The organism is Streptococcus sp. NM (genome assembly GCF_003390135.1).
Taxonomy (GTDB): domain Bacteria; phylum Bacillota; class Bacilli; order Lactobacillales; family Streptococcaceae; genus Streptococcus.
This window is the reverse complement of sequence record NZ_QUOS01000001.1, coordinates 115187-135076: the sequence shown is the minus strand read 5'-3', so window position 1 is coordinate 135076 and position 19890 is coordinate 115187. Positions and strand designations below refer to the sequence as shown.

Sequence of the window (19890 nt, the reverse complement as noted above, 5' to 3'; positions counted from 1 at the left end):
AGAATGTTCTTTTAATTTTAGCACAATTACTGATTATTTTCAAGGAAGAATCCCTATTTTGAAAAGGAAAAAGAGGCTAGTTTCCAAGCTAACCTCTCTGACTTTTATGATACTTTAATTGCCAAAAATTGGCAAAAGAGCAAATAAGATAAATAGATTAATCCAAAGAGAAAGACAGCAGATAAGTCCAAAAACAAAGAGACTGACTTTCTTGGACATCAAGGCCATCAAAATGGACAGAATTCCAAAAACTAGCAAGATTTTCTGCATAACGAAGATGTCAATCGTTATCCCCAGAATCGGACTGCCCCAAGGAAGAAAGAAGAAAGCAATCCAGATCAACAGAACTAAACCAATATAGACCTTGGAATAACGTGTAATAAATGGTTTTAGACGTGTCATAAGCCACCTCCTATAAACAAAACCCATATAAATCAATGCCTTCCACTTTTAGACTTCCCTAGTTCCCGTCTCAAGCGAAACATTTTTTTGAAACAGGAATAAGTTAACCAATTCAGACCAATAGCTAGCAGAATAAAAAGAAACCAAATACCCCTAAACTTGATATCTGTCACATTTCTCAAGACGATATTGAAAAACAGAATTGAAACAACTGTCCAAGCAAAGCTAAAAAGAGAATAGAGGGGGATGTAAACCCAGTAAAAATAGTAAAAAATCGGGAAAAATTTACTATTTCTGTTGGCCTTTTCAATCCAGTTATCAAAATAAAAGTACGGTGCTAAAAGTAAGAATTTAAATAAATGTTCCATCAGCGGCACCTCTTTTTGATAGCGTTTTCTTCAACTTCATTCTATCAAAAAAAATCTGGAAATGTCATTCCAGATTCTACTTTTTTATTTGCGTTTTCTTGCGATGAGATGGATCGGTGTTCCTTCAAAGACAAAGGCCTTGCGGATTTGATTTTCCAAGAAACGCAAGTAAGAAAAGTGCATAAGTTCTTCTTCATTGACAAAGATGACAAAGGTTGGTGGTTTGGTTGCCACTTGGGTCGCATAGAAAATCTTGAGGCGTTTTCCTTTGTCTGTCGGTGTTGGGTTGATGGCAATGGCATCCATGATCACATCGTTCAAGACAGCTGATGGAATACGTGTATTTTGACTTTCACTGATTTGCTTAATCATCTCAGGAAGTTTGTGGAGACGTTGCTTGGTCAAAGCGGATACAAAGATAATCGGTGCGTAAGGCAGGTATTGGAACTGCTCACGAATATCTTCTTCCCAGTTTTTCATAGTGTGGTTGTCTTTTTCAAGTGTATCCCATTTGTTGACCACGATAATCATTCCTTTACCAGCTTCATGGGCAAATCCTGCGATACGCTTATCGTATTCACGAATACCCTCTTCCGCATTGATGACCATCAAGACCACATCTGACCGGTCAATAGCACGCATGGCACGCATGACAGAATATTTCTCGGTATTTTCATAAACCTTACCAGACTTACGCATACCAGCCGTATCAATCATGGTAAACTCTTGACCATCTGTATCTGTAAAGTGGGTATCAATGGCGTCACGCGTTGTTCCAGCAACTGGACTGGCAATAACACGGTCTTCTCCCAAGATAGCATTGATCAAGCTTGATTTTCCGACGTTAGGACGACCAATCAAGCTAAACTTAATGACATCTGGGTTTTCTTCTTCATATTCATTTGGAAGATTTTCTACGATGGCATCTAGCACATCCCCTGTACCGATACCATGGACAGATGAGATAGGCAATGGTTCACCCAAACCGAGAGCATAAAAATCATAGATATCATTTCGCATTTCAGGGTTGTCCACCTTGTTAACTGCGAGGATAACTGGTTTGTGGGTCTTATAAAGCTTACGAGCTACGTATTCGTCTGCATCAGTAATTCCTTCCTTACCAGACACGACAAAGACGATAACATCTGCTTCTTCCATGGCAATTTCTGCCTGGTGCTTGATTTGTTCCATGAAAGGAGCATCGACATCATCGATCCCTCCTGTATCAATCATGCTAAAGGAACGATTGAGCCACTCACCCGTCGCATAAATACGGTCACGCGTCACGCCTTCGACATCTTCTACAATGGAGATTCGCTCACCAGCGATCCGATTAAATAGGGTTGATTTCCCAACATTGGGACGTCCTACAATGGCAATAGTTGGTAGGGCCATAATTTCTCACTTTCTACAATAACTTCTTCTGTTCAAGATTTTTTCTAGTTGAACTTGGTTCAGCTTGACCAAACTGTTCTGCTAGGCGCTGACTCCAGCTTGTGGTCGCACGCGCCCCAGCATAGTCAGCCTGTACACGGTCATAAGCTTCAATCACATCAACTGTCTGTTCCTGGTATTCTTCCTCAAACACCACTTGATTCAATGGCAAGCGAGGTTTGACTTCATGTTCTTCATTTGGTAAACCTAGTGCTATCCCAAAGACAGGATAAGTGTAGTCAGGCAGGTTAAAGAGCTCTGCCACTTCTTCTGACTTGTATCGAACCAAACCGATAATCACACCACCATAACCCAAGCTTTCAGCTGCCAACAGAGCATTTTGACCAGCAAGAGCTGCGTCGACTGAACTAATCAAGAGGCCTTCCACACCTTGGGGTTGGAAGGTGTCGGTATGAAGTCGTGCTCCCTTTTCTGCTCGGTTCAAATCTCCGACAAAGAGAAGGAAAACAGCTGACTGGCGAATGGCTTCTTGAGGTGCCAATTCATACAAGGCATCTTTCTTCTCTTGACTTCGTACCACAATCACAGAGTAGGATTGGAAATTCTTCCAAGATGAGGCCATCTGGGCTGCTGTCAGGATTTTAGTCAAGTCTTCTTGAGGAAGGACTTGCTCTTTAAACCTGCGCACTGAAGTATGAGCCTTCATTAATTTGATTGTTTCTGTCATCGACGGTTCACTCCTTCTAAACGAGTCTCCTCAGCCAAATAACGGATGCGTTCCATGACACGTCTGGCTTCCCAGGTTTCGTCATTTCCATGCTTTCCTTTAGCGAAATGTAGCTCCAATTCTTCAAAGTTGAAGTTGGAGGTAAAAAAGGTCGGTAAATTTTCCTGCATCCGGTATTGGAGAATAACCTGCAGGATTTCGTCACGCACCCAAGGTGTTGATTGCTCGGCCCCAATATCATCTAAAATCAGGACTTCAGACAGTTTAATCTCATCTACCAAGGTCTTGACATTACCATCACCGATAGCATTTTTGACATCAATGACAAAGCTAGGATAGTGGAGGAGAGTTGATGAAACACCACGTTTTTCTGATAAATCATGGGCTAAGGCAGCCACCATGAAACTTTTACCCACACCAAAATCTCCATATAGGTAAAGACCTTTTCGAATAGCTGGATATTGCTCCACGAAGGCTAATAGCTTTTCAAAAACTGGTAAGCGCCCCAAATCATCCAAATCTACTTGAGCCAAACTAGCTTTCTTAAGACTGGCTGGCAGATTGATTAACTTGAGACGGTTCTTAATAGCCGCTTCTTTTTCAGCCGCGATTAGTTCAGGAGTTTCTTCATAAGAAACATCCGCATAGCCATGATTCATAACCAAAATCGGCTTGTAGCCTTTGGCAATATAATCCGTATCCCCACGGAGAAATTTGTCACGCTCGGTGATGTACTGATTAAACTTGGAGATACTGCGATTCAATTCCTCTGGAGTAAGGGATTCTTGCTGGATAAAGGCCACAACATCAGGGTCCTTCATGATTTTCTGGACCAAATCTTGATAATGAAAACGGCTAGGTTGACGTTTGAGTACGTCTCCGACACTTTCCATCTAATCTCCTCCTTTTTCTAATCGAGCTAATAGTTCTTGTTTCTTACGTTCTAGTTCCAGACGAGTTTCCTCGCTGGTTTCATTTTTATAATCTGGATTGCTCCACTTGGGCACATTGGACTTAGCAGGACTGGGTTTACTACTTTTTTGAGCCTGGCTCTTCTGACCACGCTCACGAATTCGCAAGACTGCCTCTTCTGCCGAATGAATCTTTTGGTAGGCATAATCATTGGCTACTTTCATGGCATATTTCTCATTGATGTTTGCCGAATCCACCTTATTAAAGGTCAATAAGAGAATGATATTGATGACTTCGTCCAGCAAACCCAAACCAGCCATCTGTTGCAAGAGTTCTCTTTCTGTTTGAGTAATACTTGCCTTGCGTGTTTGTTTGATTTCTGCTAAGAACTGCAGGGCAGTTTTACTTTTGGCTTCTTTAATAATGGTTGCTTCCTTAGGACTAAAGTCAGAGGAAACAGGTTTTTGAGAAATTTTTTCCCGCATGCGTTTGGTTGAAATAACCTTGGAAACAGCTGTTGACTTGGCCAATTGATAAGTTTCAAACCAAGTCCATTTCTTCTCCTCAGCAATAGCAAAGAGGTTTAAGACATCGGTCTGCTCATCCGCAAAGCTAAGCCCGTCTCGAGCCATAAGCTGACGAAAATGGTCTAAGTCAAAATCGTTGGCCACTTTCTTCTTGAGACTAAGGTCTTCTTGACTTCCCAGTTCTGCCAAGTCTGGGAAGACTTGATTGAGTGAGACAGGTATTTCTTCTCCCTCAGCACTCTCAACTTTCAAATCCTCCACAGCTGCATCGCCAATCTTCTTCTCCAAAAGTCTGCGATAAACAGGATGTTCCAAGAAGTCCTGACTCGAAAGTGGAGTATGGAGAGCTAGCTGATAGGTATCACCCTTTTGATAGAGGGTTAAGAGATTAAAAGCAGATAGGATTTTCAGGGATTTTATCAGTCTATCCATCCCAAAGTTAAGATGGTTGAGAATGCTTGAAAAAAGATATTCTTTTCTACCATTATCCCAAAAACTAATCGTATAAAGATAAAGGCTCAGTGCCTCCTGACCGATAATCGGGAGGTAGCACTGTACCAGAGATGAGGTATCTTGCGACACCCGATTATTCTTTAGATAAGAAAAACGGTCAATTGGCTTCATTTATCTTTCCTTTTTCTTTTTAGAGGACTGGGTGATTTGTTGGAGCAAGCTCTCTAGCTCACTGACATCCTTAAAACTACGATAGACACTGGCAAAACGTACATAGGTAATCTCATCTAACTCAGCCAACTCCTCCATGACGAGTGAACCAATGTCCTCACTTTGAATTTCATTTTCATTTCGACCACGGAGTTTCTGTTCGATACGATTGACTACCATGTTGATTTCATCACTTGACACAGGACGTTTCTGGGCTGAGCGGATAATCCCATTAAAGATTTTATCTCTGGAGAACTGTTCCCGTGTGCCATCTTTTTTAACAACCACTAAGGTTCTTTCTTCTACCCGTTCGTAGGTTGTAAAACGGTGTTGGCATTCATCGCACTCACGTCTTCTACGAATAGTGTTCCCTTCTTCTGCTTGGCGACTATCGATAACACTTGACTTGGTAGCCCCACATTTTGGACAACGCATCCTTTCCCTCCTTATCGTTTTCTTTTCATTATACCATTTTTTAAGCGATTCCCAAAACAATTCTTCTTTTTGCTTGACAAGTTTTTTGTTTTGTTGTATTATTTAATTAAGACAAAAGGATAAAAGAAAGGAGACCAAGATGTCCTGGACATTTGACAACAAAAAACCCATCTATTTACAGATTATGGAGAAAATCAAGCTTCAGATTGTTTCCCATACACTGGAACCCAATCAACAACTGCCAACCGTGAGAGAGCTGGCTAGCGAGGCTGGTGTCAATCCCAACACCATCCAAAGAGCCTTGTCAGACCTTGAACGAGAAGGATTTGTCTATAGCAAGCGCACAACTGGACGATTTGTAACTGAGGATAAGGAGCTAATCGCCCAATCACGCAAACAATTATCAGAAGAAGAATTGGAACACTTCGTTTCCTCCATGATCCATTTTGGCTATGAAAAAGAAGAACTACCAGGCGTAGTCGGCGATTATATTAAAGGAGTTTAAGCCTATGTCATTACTAGCATTTGAAAATGTATCCAAATCTTATGGAGCAACCCCAGCCCTTGAAAATGTTTCTCTTGACATCCCAGCTGGCAAAATTGTTGGTCTCCTTGGACCAAACGGCTCAGGGAAAACAACCCTGATTAAACTAATCAATGGCCTCTTACAACCAGATCAAGGACGTGTCCTTATCAACGACATGGACCCAAGCCCAGCAACCAAGGCTATCGTAGCTTATTTGCCGGATACGACCTATCTAAATGAGCAAATGAAGGTCAAAGAAGCCCTAACCTACTTCAAGACCTTCTATAAAGATTTCAATCTAGAACGCGCCCATCATCTACTTGCAGACCTGGGCATTGATGAAAATAGTCGTCTCAAAAAACTATCAAAAGGAAACAAGGAAAAGGTACAACTGATTTTGGTTATGAGCCGTGATGCTCGTCTCTATGTTCTGGACGAACCCATTGGTGGGGTGGATCCAGCAGCCCGTGAGTATATCCTCAATACCATTATCAACAACTACTCCCCAACTTCTACCGTTTTGATTTCTACCCACTTGATTTCTGATATCGAGCCAATCTTGGATGAAATTGTCTTCCTAAAGGATGGAAAAGTCGTCCGTCAAGGCAATGTAGATGATATTCGCTATGAGTCAGGTGAATCCATTGACCAACTCTTCCGTCAGGAATTTAAGGCCTAAGCAAAGGAGATTATTATGTTTTGGAATTTAGTTCGCTACGAATTTAAAAATGTTAACAAGTGGTATTTAGCCCTCTACGTTGCCGTGCTAGCCCTTTCTGCCATTATCGGAATACAGACACAGACCTATAACAATCTACCTGCCAAAGAAAGTCAACTTACTATGCTACTTTTTCTAGCTACTGTCTTTAGTGGCTTGATGATTACACTGGGGATTTCAACTATTTTCTTAATTATTAAACGCTTCAAAGGTAGTGTCTATGACCGACAAGGTTATCTGACTTTGACATTGCCAGTTTCTGAACATTATATCATCTCAGCCAAACTAGTCGGTGCCTTTATCTGGTCTATTGTCAGCACTACTGTACTAGCAATCAGTGCTTTCATTGTTCTGACCCTTACGGCTCCAGATTGGTTTGCAACTTCTGACGTGATTCCATTTATAGAAACACATCTTCCTCAACTCTCTCTTATGGGGGTATCCTTCCTACTAAATACTATTTCTGGAATCCTCTGCATCTACTTGGCTATTTCCATTGGACAGCTTTTCAATGAATACCGTACCGCACTGTCAATTGTAGCCTACATTGGTATCCAAATCGTCGTTGGCTTTATTGAACTCTTCTATCGTTCTAACCCTGGTTTCTACTTCCCATCAACCACAGGAGGAGCTGATCAGTTCCAGATGGGCATTATCATGACTATTCTGGAAGAAGTTATTCTTATAGCCATCTACTATCTAGGAACTTATCACATCTTGAAAAACAAGGTTAATTTGCAATAATATCAGAGTCTAGCGACAATAACTCGCTAGGCTTTTTTATCATCTTTAACATAATGTAAATAAAATGCGTAAACAAAAAATAACGAATTTGTTATAACAAAATCTAATACACCACTAAACTAAATATATTCTTATAAATCAATTGACTAAGTATGAGAACGATATTCCAACATACTTGAGGTCTTATCAAAATTACACCCTATAACTATAATGAAGTTTTTACACAAAATTATTGACACAATTGACAATGTTTTTAATCTATATAAGCTTCTTGTATGATACAATAGAGTTATTAAAAATAAATAACTTTTAGGAGTCCCATATGAAACAAAGAAATAGATTACTATTTTTAGTCTTATTATTTATTAGTATTTTCTTAGGAGCTTGTTCCCAAAATTCAGCTCAAACAGAAATAACAGGAAAAGGAATAGTTGAATTAATAAACGAAAACAGAGAGAGAGTATTCTTCGTCGCTAACGCCTCTAGTGATACAATTTCAAAAGATGATAAAATAACGTATATATATTTCACGAAAAATGGCAACGTTACATCCTATGCTATTGGTAAAGAACCTGAAAAAACAAAAGATTCTAGTGAAGAACAAGTTGAAATCACGCTTAAAGACATAACAAATAAAAGTATTGATGAAATAAAAAAATTATCGGAAAAAAACTTCTATGATAAGAAAGAATTTAATATTGTTAAGGGAACTATCGAAACTGATCCTTCCGGTAATAGAACAGTTGCAGAGAAATTAGAATTTACAAATAAAGATAAGGAAAAGGCTGAATTCCTTTCAAAGTCACTTATTTATGGACAAATTTATAATCAATTCTATGCTGGCTACTCATTAGAAAAATCCTATCTTATAACAGAAATTCCTACTAAAAAGTCTTCAGTTCCTTTTGATAAAGTTGGTGGAAAAAATATTATTGAAAATAGCGGCTTGTAATCTAATAGTACCTAAAACAAACATATACATATCACTAAATTAAGTTCAAACTAACCAACTGTTAATACTTCATACATTACCCCGTAATTGCTCTCTAATCAAAAATGCATTATCTCATCAATTCAACTTTTTAGAAACGTATCACATCTCGATAAACAAGGTTAATTTTCAATAGTTTTAAAGTCTAGTGACAATAACTCGCTAGGCTTTTTTTCGCCCTTAAAACTTCCATTTTTATATGACGTATTTGATAAAAAGGAGTATAATAATTTAAAACTGATTACATGTATATCGATAAGGAGGCCAACTCTTTATGCTGAGAAGATTTGTTAGTAAGATGCACCTTGTACTTTATTTCTTTTCTATTGCCATTATTTGGCTTGAAGCGATTATCACACCAGCCCTTGTTCAGAATATTGTTGCTAGTTTTACCAATCAAGAACTAGGCCTTCTTTGGAAAGTATTAATTCTAGGAATACTTGGTAATCTCATCCTCCTACTAGGCTTAGCTGGAAAACGCTATTACTATGCCCGTTTGATTACTGATATTGACTCGGAAAATAGCAGAAAGATTAGTGACTTGCTCTTCTTCCTACCTCAAACAGTCATTGAAGTCATTCATCACTACACAGAAGAAGACTTAAAACACTATGACCAAGTCATTCACTTAAGCAAAGAAAAGTAATAGTCTATAACATACGATTTTAAAAAGCAAGGAACCCGAATTCCTTGCTTTTTATACTAAGAACAAACTAGGAAACTAGCCGCAGGTTGCTCAAAACACTGTTTTGAGGTTGTGGATAAGACTGACGAAGTCAGTTACCTATACCTACGGCAAGGCGACATTGATGCGGTTTGAAGAGATTTTCGAAGAGTATTAACTCAATATCAAACTGGCTACGATAGGGCTGACAAAGACATAGAGAATACCTGTGACACCGATAGCCAAACCACCCATGGCTCCTGCTACAGAGCCGTATCGGAAGGCTGTTCCCGTTCCAACTGCGTGGCCTGTTCCTCCAAGAGAAAGACCAACAGCTACTGGGTCGTCAATTTTCAACCACTTCAAAAGGGTTGGTCCGATGACACTGGTTAAAATCCCAGTCGCCACTACAACCACCAAGGTCACGGTCGTCAGACCTTGCAATTTTTCTGTAATCCCAACTGCCATGGCGGTTGTTACTGACTTGGGAAAGAGAGAAATGGCTAGGAAAAAGTCCATGCCAAATATTTTCGCCACAAGGGCTGTGAAAGATGTATTGACCACTACAGCTAACAGACTACCAAAGAGAATACTCCGAGCATGGTGCTTCATCAGATGAAAACTCTTATAAAGCGGAATCCCTAGAGCCACGGTCGATGGGACAATCAAGTTGTTCAGATAAACCCCACCTTGGTAGTAATCTTGGTAAGAAATACCCATCACTTTTAGAAAGATGATAATGAAAACAGCTGACAAAAGCAAGGGCGTTGTCAATGGATGAGGAAAACGTCTGTAAATCAGCATTCCTACTAGATAAGCTAGGATAGACAGGGCAAGCCCAAACAGGGGATTGGAAACAAATTCACTCATTTGGCATCTCCTTTCTCATAATCTCCCTCAAACCGTCTCTTGATAAACTGAACTACCAAGGCTATGAGGATAATATTGATGACTGCTGCAAAAAAGACTATCAAAACAATAGGCAAAAGATAGGGGGCAATCACATCAAACTTCTCCATGATTCCCACTGCTGGTGGCAAAAAGAGAATGGTCATATTGGACAGCAAGAAATTCCCCACCATGTTGACATGCCTAGTTCTCAGCCACTTAAATTGCAAGGCTAGAAAGAGAATAATCAAACCAATAATACTGCCTGGGATGGGCAAATGAAAGAAACTAGAGATCCCCTCTCCGATTAGAGAAATCACAAAGAGAATCATTAATTGAACATATAATTTCATCCTAAACTCCACGAAATAGACTTCTTGCATACCAGTTTACTCTTTTTTCAGAAAATTTCAAGGAAATGCACAAGGGATAATGAAAATTAGAGATGAAAGTGGATACAGACAATTCTTGACTTGTGAAAACATGCATGATTTAGGACACAAGATTTCAACGTCTTTCTTGCCAGCTCTTTTGAAAAGTAGTATAATTATTGCATGCGCAATCATCTTGTGATACAGAGACTGTCCGTGAATGGGCCTTCTTCTATTTACAACTCTAAAAAGAAAGGAGATACTATGACCTATTTGGAAAAATGGTTTGATTTTAATCGGCGTCAGAAAGAAATTGAAAGTCTCTTGGAAGAGACTATTTCCCAGCAGAGCGAGCAAAGTCTGACCTTGAAAGAGTTCTACCTGCTCTACTATCTGGACTTGGCTCAAGAAAAATCTCTACGCCAGATTGACCTGCCAGATAAACTTCATCTGAGTCCGAGCGCTGTTTCTCGGATGGTGGCTCGCTTGGAAGCCAAAAATTGCGGTCTACTTAGTCGCAGGTGTTGTGATCAAGATCGACGCTCTAGCTTTATCTGCCTGACAAGTGATGGGCAAAAGACACTGGCCACACTACAAAAGGCTGTCGAAGAAAGCTTGGAAACTGGTTTGGATTTCTTGATTTAAGATGATTTTAGAAAAAAGTTGCGTGCGCAATCATTTTTCTTGACATTCTCTTTTACAAGGAGTAAAATAAAATCATCATTAAACAAAGGAGTTTTAAACATGATTGAAATTACCTATCTAGATGCCAGCAAGAATGAAAGAACTGTAACTTTCGAATCTTATGAAGATTTTGATCGTTCACAACAAGCTTGCCTTATCGGTGTCGCAGACTACTACCCTGTCCAAAAATTAACTTACAACGGTCATGATTTGGACTACCATGGGACTTATGGAGATGTCTTCTTCTATCTCATGAAACAAGATTTAAGCCAATATAACTAAAAAAAGGAGAAATACAATGGCAAAAGCAATTACAGATGCAACATTCGAACAAGAAACTAAAGACGGTTTGGTCTTGGTAGACTTCTGGGCAACTTGGTGTGGTCCATGTCGTATGCAAGGTCCAATCTTGGACAAATTGTCTGAAGAGCTTTCAGAAGATGTTTTGAAAATCGTTAAAATGGACGTTGATGAAAATCCAAACACAGCTCGTGCCTTTGGAATCATGTCTATCCCAACTCTTCTCTTCAAAAAAGACGGCCAAGTTGTCAAACAAGTTGCTGGTGTTCACACAGCAGAACAAATCAAGGCCATCGTTGCTGAATTGAGCTAATCAACTGAGAGACCAAGTACTTGCTTTGGTCTCTTTTTTCTTGTCCTTTGCCATTTTTCAAAAAATATGCTAGACTGTAAGTAGAATATTACGATGTTTGGGACATGCCATCGCTAAAAAAAACCTTGACTTGGTATTTTTTAGCTCCCTCAAGGGAGCTTTTTGCGTGCTCTGAACATTTCCCATTTTGGAAGGAGTACTATGAAACGTCAATCAGCCTTGGTCGTCTTTAGTGGCGGTCAAGATTCTACAACCTGCCTATTTTGGGCTAAAGAACACTATGAAACGGTCGAAGCCGTTACCTTTGCCTACGGCCAACGCCATCATCTCGAAATTCAAGTCGCTAAAGAAATCGCTAAGGAACAGGGCATTCGTCATCACATCCTAGATATGTCCCTGCTGGGGCAAATCACTGAAAATGCCCTGACCTCTGATCTGGAAATTGAGCAAAAAGAGGGAGAGGTTCCCAATACCTTCGTTGACGGTCGCAACCACCTCTTTTTGTCCTTTGCGGCAGTTCTTGCTAAGCAACGAGGCATTAAAGACATCGTGACAGGTGTCTGCGAAACAGACTTTTCAGGCTACCCCGATTGTAGAGATGTCTTTGTAAAATCCCTTAATGTTACCCTCAACCTTGCCATGGATTACGACTTCGTTATCCAAACACCTCTCATGTGGCTAGACAAGGCTGAAACTTGGGAATTGGCTGACCAACTCGGTGCTTTTGACTACGTTCGTGAAAAGACCTTAACCTGCTACAACGGGATTATCGGAAGTGGCTGTGGAGATTGCCCAGCCTGCCATCTACGTCAGCATGGTCTAGATGTTTATCTCTCACAGAAAGGAGAGGCCTAATGTTTTTCGCACCCAAAGAAATCAAACAAGAAACTGGGGAGTCTCTGGTCTACAATCCTCACAGAACCTTGGTATCAAAAGAATTTACCTTTGATGCTGCCCACCACCTCTTTCACTATGAGGGAAAATGTAAGTCCCTGCACGGCCATACCTATCATCTGCAGATTGCTGTCAGTGGATTTTTAGATGAACGTGGCATGACCTACGATTTCGGAGACATCAAAGCAATCTACAAGAACTACTTAGAACCCCACTTGGATCATCGCTATCTCAATGAAACTCTTCCCTATATGAACACGACTGCTGAAAATATGGTTTACTGGATTTTTCAAACCATGAATCAAGAGTTGCCAGACGAGCGCGGTCTCCGTTTGGAATACGTTCGTCTCTATGAGACTCCGACTGCCTTTGCGGAGTTTAGACGGGAGTGGTTAGATGACTAGGGAACGTGTCCTCAAACTACCAGTTCTGGAAATTTTTGGTCCAACCTTTCAAGGCGAAGGCCGTGCAATCGGTCAGAAAACCATGTTTGTCCGCACTGCAGGTTGCGACTACCACTGCGACTGGTGCGATTCTGCCTTTACATGGGATGGTTCTGAAAAACCAACTCGCATGACAGCTGACGAGGTCATTGCTGCCTTGGATAAATTGGGGAGCTACGACTATGTAACCCTATCTGGGGGAAATCCTGCTATCCTAGCAGCCAACATGGCCGAATTGGTCACTAAACTTAAGGAACGTGGTGTCACTCTGGCTGTTGAAACTCAAGGCTCTCGCTGGCAAAATTGGTTGAAAGACATCGACCAGGTCACTCTGAGTCCCAAACCTCCTTCATCCAAGATGGAAGTCAACTTTGAGACCTTGGACTTTATCGTTTCCCAACTGGATCCAGATAAGGTCACCTTTAAAATCCCTGTCTTTGACGATGCAGATTTGGCCTTTGCCAGAGGCATACAAGAACGTTACCAACCAGATGTTCTCTTCTTATCAGCTGGAAATCCTGAGCCCAAGGCTACAGGCAATATTGTCCAAGACCAACTGGACCGTCTCAAAGAACTCTGGGAACGCATCGCTGCCGACGATAGCTGGGGCAATGTCCGCGTCCTTCCTCAACTCCATACCCTCCTCTACGATAATCAACGTGGTGTTTAAAATTAGAAAGAAAGAATCATGTCACAACAAGAAGAAATGAAAAACCTAAGCCTCCTCGGCAACAAAGAAACCAACTACATTTTCGAATATCAACCAGAAGTCCTCGAATCCTTTGATAATCGTCATGTGGAAAATGACTATTTTATCAAATTTAACTGTCCTGAATTCACCTCACTTTGCCCAATCACTGCTCAGCCAGACTTTGCAACTATCTATATTTCCTACATCCCTGACAAGCTCTGTGTCGAGTCAAAATCCCTCAAACTCTACCTCTTTAGCTACCGAAACCACGGAGATTTCCACGAAAACTGTATCAACACCATTGGGAAAGACTTAGTCAACTTGCTAGATCCTCGCTATTTGGAGGTTTGGGGAAAATTTACTCCTCGCGGTGGCATCTCAATTGACCCCTACTACAACTACGGTAAGCCTGGAACTAAGTATGAAGGCTTGGCAGAACAACGCCTCTTCCAACACGACCTTTATCCAGAGAAAATTGATAACCGTTAAACTCATACTCAATGAAAATCAAACTAGGAAGCTAGCCGCAGGTCGCTCAAAGCACTGCTTTGAGGTTGTAGACAAGACTGACGAAGTCAGCTCAAAATACTATTTTGAGGTTGCAGATGGAAGCTGACGTGGTTTGAAGAGATTTTCGAAGAGTATCATACGAAAAAGCCCTGTTCCTCAAAATGAGGAGCAAGGCTTTTTAAGTTTCAATTATTCTTCTGTTCCAAGGAAGTTTTTAGCAACAAGGGCTGCAAGAACTCCACCAACGATTGGTGCAAGGATGAAAATCCAAACTTGTTGAAAGGCTGCACCACCTACCAAAACAGCTGGTGCCAAGCTACGGGCTGGATTTACTGAAAGCCCAGTAATGTTCAAGCCCACAAGAATCATCGCCATCAATGACAAACCGATTACCAAACCAGCAATCGCGCCATTGCCCTTGCTTGCTGATGTCACAGTCATGATAACCAAGACAAACAAGAAAGTTGCAATGACTTCAAACAAGAAACCACCAAAGACAGTGACACCGTTTGCCAAGGCATTTTCACCAAGACTATCAGTTGACATACCTGAGTTAGCCAAGAGGAAGAATACCGCGCCAGAAGCGATGAAAGCTCCAACAACTTGTCCAAGGATGTAGTTTACAAGCTCTGAAGATGACAAACGTTTGTTTACAAACATAGCAACCGAAACAGCTGGGTTCAAGTGAGCCCCTGAAACAGTTCCGATTGAGTAGGCTGCAACCACAATTGCCAGACCAAAGGCAAAGGCAATCCCTAGGTGACCAAGGCCATCAAGACCATTTCCAAAAACAACAGCTCCTGTCCCAACGAACACAAGCATGAACGTACCGATTACCTCAGCAACAAATTTTTTCATTTTCTTTCTCCTTTTTTCAAAAACTAGATACTAGTCTATCAAAAGAGGGAAAGGGTTTCAAGAAAATTGACTGGAAATTTCGTATCAGTTGCAATATTGTTTTCAAAATTTGTATATTTTTTATGTATTGCAATTAGTTATAACACTCTATATTTGATGGTTATACTATACTGAAAAAAATGAGAGTTTGTATTAATCTTTTTAAATAGCACAGAACTCTCTATTTAATCCATTCCCCATTGTAGTTGACATGATATCCATCAGGTGTAGTTGTATTGACTGCTAAAGCGCCAGAACTGTAAGCATAATACCATTTCCCTGAAACAGTGAACCATCCTGTTTGCATAGAACCTGAGCTATTCAAATAGTACCATGAGCCACTTGATTTGACCCATCCAGTCTGCATCCAACCCGAGCGATCAAAATGATACCATTTCCCATTGATTAGTTCCCATCCATTGGATGTATAGGAACCATTGTTATGTCTATACCACCAACGACCAGATGATTGAATCCAACTTCCTTTGGAAGCAAGTCTTACTTTTAATGCTTCAGATACTTTGATGTATTCTTTCTTAGCAGCTTCCTTTTTAACTTTTGCATTTTTTAATTTAGCATTTGCATTTTCAAGTGCTTTTTTTGATTCCTCAAACTTCTGTTTAGCGATCATCAAACTTTTTTTAGCTTCATCGAGTTTTCTTGGAGCATTTTTGAGGACAAGAACATATTGTTGAGCTTTCAACAAATCATTTTTAGCATTGACTAATGACTGTTCCGCATTCTTATCAGCATGAGATTTATTATTTTTGATTGCTTTCAATCGATTTAATTGAGATTCTTGCTTCAAAAGTTCAGATTTAGCAATATTTAACGCAGTTTGTTGTTTGCTCAACTCAGATTTAGCAAATTTTAAAACGTTTAACTTAGCTTCATTTTGTTTTGTAAAATCGGCAAGACGTTTTTTAGTTTTATCCAGATTTTTTTGATCTGTATTCAATGTTGTTTTAGCAATTGTAATATTTTTGTTTAGTGATGAAATTTTATCCCTCATTAAAGTTTCTTCGTTTTTTTTGTTTTCGATTGAAACTATCCAGAGCCTCTTTGGCTTTTGTATAAGCTGGATTTTTAGGATATGTGATTTCATTCCAAACATAACGGAAAGTTGTCTTCGGTAAAAATTTTACACGTTTACCGTTAAAATAAAATTCACTATGGTCTGGATCACCATCTTTATTTTCTGCTCTGGCTAAAAAATATGAACTGCTTGGATTATAATAATAGGTCTTACCGTTATAAACATAGCTTCTTTTTTCAGATGGGCTAATCACTGTTGGTAATGTATCATAAACACCTTTTGCTTCACTAATGAAAGTCATTACACCATAATTTCCAAAAGTTGTTTTTTTACTTGACGATGCTCCAAGAGCAAATCCAGTCCCTGATGCAGCAAGCAAGGGAATTCTATGGCCATAGTTAAAAGTATTTGCTTCTTTCGGAGTTGATGCACCATATAATGATGCATTACTATAATCATTAAAGTAAGATAGAAGCTCTTTATAAGCAAGTTCTTTTTCACTCAATCGACTCTTTTCTGGAACTGAACCAGCTGTAGCATTTTCTGTTGCATCCTTAAAACCAAAATCTTGATTTTTTAGTTTTGTATCATGTGACAGTTTATCATTTGCCACCATTTCATCTGCCCTAGCTTTTCCATATTTCAAAGCCTTTTCAGTCACAGGTGGCACTGGAATATCAATGCCATTTATTCTCCGCAACTCGATTAAGTAGTTACGAACGTATTCAGAAACTTTCTTATAATCAACCACATGAGGAGTATGGATATCATCCTTAGATTTTACAACAATTGTTTCTGTTCTTTCACCACTAAAATTCACATCTTCGTTCGCAGCAACATAATTGGTCTTACCATCTCTTCCTACGAAAGTTTTTTCATCAAGTGGAGGAGTCTTAGACTCACTTTCACTAACAGAATTTGATTTAATCTCATGAGAAACCGTTACTGTATGGAACTCATCCCCAGCAGATTTTAAATTCTTTTCAAGAGTAGAACGTGTCTTATTTCCTCTTTCTATAAGCGCTTTTCGTTCTTGCTCTGTTTTTGATACTGAACTCGCTAAAGAACTTACTTTATTTTGGTTGGCTTTCACTTTCGCATCCAATTTATCAGTTTCTTGTTGAATCTCGCGTAGTGTATTCCAATCAAAAGCTTTCTCTGCTTCTGTTACTTTATTTTGTGCTTTTTTTACATCAACTGCTCTCTGAGCAACTTGAGTTTTTACCTTATTAACAACTGTTTCTTGTTTCTCAACACTTGCTTGGGCTTGTTTCTCATCTTTTTTTGCTTCTGACAATCTTTCTTCTGACTTCCGAACCGTTGTCTGTTTAGCAACAAGATCCTTTTCTGCATTTTTAATTTTTTCAGGACTAGCTTGTTTAGCAAATTCTTGTGCTTGTTTCAAAGCATCATCTGCTTTGTTCTTATTTGTCACAGTAGATGCATGCTCTTGTTGCATTTTATCAACAAGCTTCTGAGCATTTTTTTCTTCCTCAATTGTTTGATTCAGTTTTATTTCCGCATTTTTTACATCAGATTCTGAAACGTCAGCATCCTTTTTAGTTTCTGATTGGCGGACAGTAGATTTAGTCGAATGTTTATTTACAACCTCATCAGCTTGTGCATGACCATTAAAAGCAGCTACCATTGCAGTTGCAACGCCCAAACCAATCAACACTTGTTCCTTTTTCATAAAATCACCCTTTCTTTAAAATATTTACCTTATCTATACAAATCATATTATTTATCTTTTACAAATAATCTTCTCTAGCCATAAATAGATTCAATTTTCTTTATAGCTTGCTCTCTCAATTAAATACAATCTGATCGAAAATGAAGTAAATAACTATCAATACCAGTTCTACAGCAAGTTCAAATTTAACATCACGACCTTCAACGACATTTTTGAAAATAGCTATAGTTAAGCTAAATAGAATGACACTTAACAAACTCATAAACATCATTCTAGAACAACCTTTCTATTCCCCTTACTCTCCCAACTGGGCACTGTAGGCGATGATCTGATCAACTGTGTCAGACAAGAACTGAATCGTATCACGAAGTGGTTTATCTGTAGAGATATCTGCTCCGATAATCATAGCTGACTCAAGAGGTGTTTTGCTGCCACCTGATTTGAGGAGATTGAGCCAATCTTCAGCTCCAGTTTCAGAATGTTTCAGATGAAGGTAACCAGCAGTCGAGATTACTAGCCCTGCTGAGTAAGTGTAACTATACAAGCCCATGTAGTAGTGAGCTTGGCGCATCCAAGTCAAAGCTGCATCATCATTGATTTCAATGGCATCTCCCCAGAAATCCGTCAAAACTTCCTTCATAATGCTGTTGAGTTTGCTTGCCCCGAAGGTTTCTCCTTCTTCAATCAATGTATACACCTTACGCTGGAAGGCTGCTTCCAAAAGGTGAGTGATAAAGTTATGGAAGTAGGTGTCTGTCAAGCGGTGGGCAAGAGCAAAGCGTTTTTGACGAGGGTCGTCAGACTGGTGCTCCAAGTAATCACTTAAAAGCAATTCATTGAAGGTTGACGGTGCTTCAACATAGTAGGTCGACATATGGGCATTGAAGTAACTTTGATGATTGTCAGAAAAGATGAATTGACCAGAATGCCCGATTTCATGAATCAAGGTATAGACATCACTCAAACGGCCTGTCCAGCTCATGAGGACATATGGATGCACTCGATATGGATCCGCCGCATAACCGCCAGAATCCTTGCCACTGTTGGCAGCAAAGTCCACCCAGCGCTCTTCTTGATAGCGAGCAACTTCCTGACAATATTCTTGTCCCAAAGGTTCTACCGACTTCATGACCAAATCATAGGCATCGTCAATATTCACTTCAGGATTCAGGGCACTATCCAAATCCAATTTCCAGTCTGCAAAGGTCATCTTTTCAAGACCATTCACCTTAGCAACATGCTTGAGGTATCTCTGAGCAACGGGCGCAAAATCCTTCATGATGAGGTCAATCTGACGATCAAACATGGCACGATCGACTTCTTGCTCAGCTAGAAGATAATCAAAAACTGAGTCGTAGCCCTTCATATCTGCCAAGAGTTTTTCAGACTTGACTTGGGCTAAATAGGCCGCTGCAGCCGTATTTTGGTGCTTACGAAGACCTTCTGAGAAGGAACGGAAGGATTTCTCACGAACCTCAGCATCCTCATGGTTTTGGTAGAAATTCTCATAAGTAACAAAGCTGTTTTTGTAGGTCTTGCCATGGGCTTCAAAGTCAGCCATTTCAAAATCCCCAGCTCGCATCTTAGTGTAAATATCCTGCGGACTGTAAAAAACTTCACCGAGATTGGTCAAGGCCTTCTCCACATCTGCTCCTAGGTAGTGGGCTTTTTTGATTTTGGCCTGACGAATGGCTGCCATCAAATGTGACAATTTACCCAAACGGTCCAAGACTTCCTCGTCTGCTGCCACCAAGGCATCATCAAAGAAGGTCAAGGCTACGCTAGCATCTGTTTCAAATTCCATGCCAGCTTGGGCAATATTGGCAAATTCATCATTACTATAGTCTGTCGTCTGAGGCATAAAACCATAGTTACCAATATGGCTCATCTGAATGTAGATTTGTTCCAATTCCGCAAAGGCCTTCTCGAAATCCTCAAAAGTGTGAAGATTGCCCTTGTAATCACGGCTAAACTGGTTGATGTCTTCGCGAGCTTTCTCGATTGCACGCAAGAAATCTTCACGATCTTGGTATAGGGCGGTTAAATCCCAAAGTTCCTTCTCTGGAAATTCTGAACGGTGTTTTTGTTCCATTTTCTT

23 protein-coding genes and 2 pseudogenes are annotated in these 19890 nt (G+C 40.0%); 12 read left to right on the top strand and 13 right to left on the bottom strand.

What is annotated here, in order from left to right:
• Nucleotides 1-114: 114 nt before the first annotated feature.
• The 7 genes from DXN33_RS00870 to nrdR all read right to left on the bottom strand — a co-directional run bounded on the left by DXN33_RS00870 (nucleotide 115) and on the right by nrdR (nucleotide 5429).
• Nucleotides 115-402: a hypothetical protein gene (locus tag DXN33_RS00870; protein ID WP_181897261.1), complete on the bottom strand. Its 288-nt coding sequence runs from the start codon at nucleotides 400-402 to the stop codon at nucleotides 115-117.
• Nucleotides 403-434: 32 nt separating this feature from the next.
• Nucleotides 435-770: a hypothetical protein gene (locus DXN33_RS00865; RefSeq protein ID WP_115904028.1), complete on the bottom strand. Its 336-nt coding sequence runs from the start codon at nucleotides 768-770 to the stop codon at nucleotides 435-437.
• An 84-nt stretch (nucleotides 771-854) separates the two neighbouring features.
• A complete protein-coding gene (gene der, locus DXN33_RS00860) occupies nucleotides 855-2165 on the bottom strand; it encodes a ribosome biogenesis GTPase Der (RefSeq protein ID WP_001207696.1) in 1311 nt (436 codons plus the stop codon).
• 13 nt (nucleotides 2166-2178) lie between these two features.
• On the bottom strand, nucleotides 2179-2892 hold the full coding sequence (locus tag DXN33_RS00855; protein ID WP_115904027.1) for an NADPH-dependent oxidoreductase: 714 nt from the start codon (nucleotides 2890-2892) through the stop codon (nucleotides 2179-2181).
• Nucleotides 2889-3785, bottom strand: coding sequence for a primosomal protein DnaI (gene dnaI, locus DXN33_RS00850; protein WP_115904025.1), 897 nt, complete (start codon nucleotides 3783-3785; stop codon nucleotides 2889-2891). Before dnaI ends, DXN33_RS00855 begins: the two co-directional genes overlap by 4 nt.
• Complete coding sequence (locus DXN33_RS00845; protein ID WP_115904023.1) at nucleotides 3786-4955, bottom strand: replication initiation and membrane attachment family protein; 1170 nt, start codon at nucleotides 4953-4955, stop codon at nucleotides 3786-3788.
• The gene (nrdR, locus tag DXN33_RS00840; RefSeq protein ID WP_001203672.1) at nucleotides 4956-5429 is read right to left on the bottom strand and encodes a transcriptional regulator NrdR; all 474 of its coding nucleotides are present in this window, start codon (nucleotides 5427-5429) and stop codon (nucleotides 4956-4958) included.
• Between the two features lie 139 nt (nucleotides 5430-5568).
• Between nrdR and DXN33_RS00835 the strand changes: the two genes are divergently transcribed.
• The 5 genes and pseudogenes from DXN33_RS00835 to DXN33_RS00815 form a co-directional block, all read left to right on the top strand.
• Nucleotides 5569-5934: a GntR family transcriptional regulator gene (locus DXN33_RS00835; RefSeq protein ID WP_115904021.1), complete on the top strand. Its 366-nt coding sequence runs from the start codon at nucleotides 5569-5571 to the stop codon at nucleotides 5932-5934.
• Nucleotides 5935-5938: 4 nt separating this feature from the next.
• A complete protein-coding gene (locus DXN33_RS00830) occupies nucleotides 5939-6634 on the top strand; it encodes an ABC transporter ATP-binding protein (protein ID WP_000054197.1) in 696 nt (231 codons plus the stop codon).
• Nucleotides 6635-6649: 15 nt separating this feature from the next.
• On the top strand, nucleotides 6650-7417 hold the full coding sequence (locus tag DXN33_RS00825; RefSeq protein WP_024057289.1) for an ABC transporter permease: 768 nt from the start codon (nucleotides 6650-6652) through the stop codon (nucleotides 7415-7417).
• Nucleotides 7418-7739: 322 nt separating this feature from the next.
• Nucleotides 7740-8369: a hypothetical protein gene (locus tag DXN33_RS00820; RefSeq protein WP_042750623.1), complete on the top strand. Its 630-nt coding sequence runs from the start codon at nucleotides 7740-7742 to the stop codon at nucleotides 8367-8369.
• Between the two features lie 313 nt (nucleotides 8370-8682).
• Nucleotides 8683-8917: pseudogene (locus DXN33_RS00815) on the top strand (ABC transporter ATP-binding protein); the annotation flags it as partial.
• Between the two features lie 329 nt (nucleotides 8918-9246).
• Here the strand turns inward: DXN33_RS00815 and DXN33_RS00810 are convergent.
• Nucleotides 9247-9942 carry an LrgB family protein gene (locus DXN33_RS00810; protein ID WP_115904019.1) on the bottom strand — a complete coding sequence of 232 codons (696 nt, stop codon included), beginning with the start codon at nucleotides 9940-9942 and terminating at the stop codon, nucleotides 9247-9249.
• Complete coding sequence (locus DXN33_RS00805; protein WP_115904018.1) at nucleotides 9939-10313, bottom strand: CidA/LrgA family protein; 375 nt, start codon at nucleotides 10311-10313, stop codon at nucleotides 9939-9941. The genes DXN33_RS00810 and DXN33_RS00805 overlap by 4 nt, the downstream gene beginning before the upstream one ends.
• Nucleotides 10314-10595: 282 nt before the next feature.
• On the opposite strand from DXN33_RS00805, the gene DXN33_RS00800 reads away from it, so the two are divergent.
• The 7 genes from DXN33_RS00800 (at nucleotide 10596) to queF (ending at nucleotide 14145) form a co-directional block, all read left to right on the top strand.
• Nucleotides 10596-10976 carry a MarR family winged helix-turn-helix transcriptional regulator gene (locus DXN33_RS00800; RefSeq protein ID WP_049552388.1) on the top strand — a complete coding sequence of 127 codons (381 nt, stop codon included), beginning with the start codon at nucleotides 10596-10598 and terminating at the stop codon, nucleotides 10974-10976.
• A 99-nt stretch (nucleotides 10977-11075) separates the two neighbouring features.
• The gene (locus DXN33_RS00795; RefSeq protein WP_000570256.1) at nucleotides 11076-11297 is read left to right on the top strand and encodes a DUF4649 family protein; all 222 of its coding nucleotides are present in this window, start codon (nucleotides 11076-11078) and stop codon (nucleotides 11295-11297) included.
• A gap of 16 nt (nucleotides 11298-11313) precedes the next feature.
• Entirely contained in the window at nucleotides 11314-11628 is a 315-nt protein-coding gene (gene trxA, locus DXN33_RS00790) for a thioredoxin (protein WP_001029581.1), read from the top strand.
• 201 nt (nucleotides 11629-11829) lie between these two features.
• Nucleotides 11830-12483 carry a 7-cyano-7-deazaguanine synthase QueC gene (queC, locus tag DXN33_RS00785; protein ID WP_049552387.1) on the top strand — a complete coding sequence of 218 codons (654 nt, stop codon included), beginning with the start codon at nucleotides 11830-11832 and terminating at the stop codon, nucleotides 12481-12483.
• A complete protein-coding gene (gene queD / locus DXN33_RS00780; RefSeq protein WP_000464573.1) occupies nucleotides 12483-12926 on the top strand; it encodes a 6-carboxytetrahydropterin synthase QueD in 444 nt (147 codons plus the stop codon). The genes queC and queD overlap by 1 nt, the downstream gene beginning before the upstream one ends.
• Entirely contained in the window at nucleotides 12919-13635 is a 717-nt protein-coding gene (queE, locus tag DXN33_RS09615) for a 7-carboxy-7-deazaguanine synthase QueE (protein WP_023938861.1), read from the top strand. Before queD ends, queE begins: the two co-directional genes overlap by 8 nt.
• A gap of 18 nt (nucleotides 13636-13653) precedes the next feature.
• A complete protein-coding gene (queF, locus tag DXN33_RS09610; protein WP_000082587.1) occupies nucleotides 13654-14145 on the top strand; it encodes a preQ(1) synthase in 492 nt (163 codons plus the stop codon).
• A gap of 210 nt (nucleotides 14146-14355) precedes the next feature.
• On the opposite strand, the gene DXN33_RS00770 is transcribed toward queF, so the two are convergent.
• The 4 genes and pseudogenes from DXN33_RS00770 to pepF all read right to left on the bottom strand — a co-directional run bounded on the left by DXN33_RS00770 (nucleotide 14356) and on the right by pepF (nucleotide 19884).
• A complete protein-coding gene (locus tag DXN33_RS00770; RefSeq protein WP_115904016.1) occupies nucleotides 14356-15024 on the bottom strand; it encodes an MIP/aquaporin family protein in 669 nt (222 codons plus the stop codon).
• 220 nt (nucleotides 15025-15244) lie between these two features.
• Nucleotides 15245-15541: pseudogene (locus DXN33_RS00765) on the bottom strand (choline-binding protein C); the annotation flags it as partial.
• 523 nt (nucleotides 15542-16064) lie between these two features.
• Nucleotides 16065-17792 carry a hypothetical protein gene (locus tag DXN33_RS00760; RefSeq protein WP_115904014.1) on the bottom strand — a complete coding sequence of 576 codons (1728 nt, stop codon included), beginning with the start codon at nucleotides 17790-17792 and terminating at the stop codon, nucleotides 16065-16067.
• A 295-nt stretch (nucleotides 17793-18087) separates the two neighbouring features.
• On the bottom strand, nucleotides 18088-19884 hold the full coding sequence (gene pepF / locus DXN33_RS00755; RefSeq protein WP_115904012.1) for an oligoendopeptidase F: 1797 nt from the start codon (nucleotides 19882-19884) through the stop codon (nucleotides 18088-18090).
• Nucleotides 19885-19890: the final 6 nt, after the last annotated feature.

Bases quoted from the DNA above. Each gene is read 5' to 3' on its own strand.
- DXN33_RS00870 (WP_181897261.1), bottom strand. From the start codon at position 402: ATGACACGTCTAAAACCATTTATTACACGTTATTCCAAGGTCTATATT.
- DXN33_RS00865 (WP_115904028.1), bottom strand. From the start codon at position 770: ATGGAACATTTATTTAAATTCTTACTTTTAGCACCGTACTTTTATTTT.
- der (WP_001207696.1), bottom strand. From the start codon at position 2,165: ATGGCCCTACCAACTATTGCCATTGTAGGACGTCCCAATGTTGGGAAA.
- DXN33_RS00855 (WP_115904027.1), bottom strand. From the start codon at position 2,892: ATGACAGAAACAATCAAATTAATGAAGGCTCATACTTCAGTGCGCAGG.
- dnaI (WP_115904025.1), bottom strand. From the start codon at position 3,785: ATGGAAAGTGTCGGAGACGTACTCAAACGTCAACCTAGCCGTTTTCAT.
- DXN33_RS00845 (WP_115904023.1), bottom strand. From the start codon at position 4,955: ATGAAGCCAATTGACCGTTTTTCTTATCTAAAGAATAATCGGGTGTCG.
- nrdR (WP_001203672.1), bottom strand. From the start codon at position 5,429: ATGCGTTGTCCAAAATGTGGGGCTACCAAGTCAAGTGTTATCGATAGT.
- DXN33_RS00835 (WP_115904021.1), top strand. From the start codon at position 5,569: ATGTCCTGGACATTTGACAACAAAAAACCCATCTATTTACAGATTATG.
- DXN33_RS00830 (WP_000054197.1), top strand. From the start codon at position 5,939: ATGTCATTACTAGCATTTGAAAATGTATCCAAATCTTATGGAGCAACC.
- DXN33_RS00825 (WP_024057289.1), top strand. From the start codon at position 6,650: ATGTTTTGGAATTTAGTTCGCTACGAATTTAAAAATGTTAACAAGTGG.
- DXN33_RS00820 (WP_042750623.1), top strand. From the start codon at position 7,740: ATGAAACAAAGAAATAGATTACTATTTTTAGTCTTATTATTTATTAGT.
- DXN33_RS00810 (WP_115904019.1), bottom strand. From the start codon at position 9,942: ATGAGTGAATTTGTTTCCAATCCCCTGTTTGGGCTTGCCCTGTCTATC.
- DXN33_RS00805 (WP_115904018.1), bottom strand. From the start codon at position 10,313: ATGAAATTATATGTTCAATTAATGATTCTCTTTGTGATTTCTCTAATC.
- DXN33_RS00800 (WP_049552388.1), top strand. From the start codon at position 10,596: ATGACCTATTTGGAAAAATGGTTTGATTTTAATCGGCGTCAGAAAGAA.
- DXN33_RS00795 (WP_000570256.1), top strand. From the start codon at position 11,076: ATGATTGAAATTACCTATCTAGATGCCAGCAAGAATGAAAGAACTGTA.
- trxA (WP_001029581.1), top strand. From the start codon at position 11,314: ATGGCAAAAGCAATTACAGATGCAACATTCGAACAAGAAACTAAAGAC.
- queC (WP_049552387.1), top strand. From the start codon at position 11,830: ATGAAACGTCAATCAGCCTTGGTCGTCTTTAGTGGCGGTCAAGATTCT.
- queD (WP_000464573.1), top strand. From the start codon at position 12,483: ATGTTTTTCGCACCCAAAGAAATCAAACAAGAAACTGGGGAGTCTCTG.
- queE (WP_023938861.1), top strand. From the start codon at position 12,919: ATGACTAGGGAACGTGTCCTCAAACTACCAGTTCTGGAAATTTTTGGT.
- queF (WP_000082587.1), top strand. From the start codon at position 13,654: ATGTCACAACAAGAAGAAATGAAAAACCTAAGCCTCCTCGGCAACAAA.
- DXN33_RS00770 (WP_115904016.1), bottom strand. From the start codon at position 15,024: ATGAAAAAATTTGTTGCTGAGGTAATCGGTACGTTCATGCTTGTGTTC.
- DXN33_RS00760 (WP_115904014.1), bottom strand. From the start codon at position 17,792: ATGAAAAAGGAACAAGTGTTGATTGGTTTGGGCGTTGCAACTGCAATG.
- pepF (WP_115904012.1), bottom strand. From the start codon at position 19,884: ATGGAACAAAAACACCGTTCAGAATTTCCAGAGAAGGAACTTTGGGAT.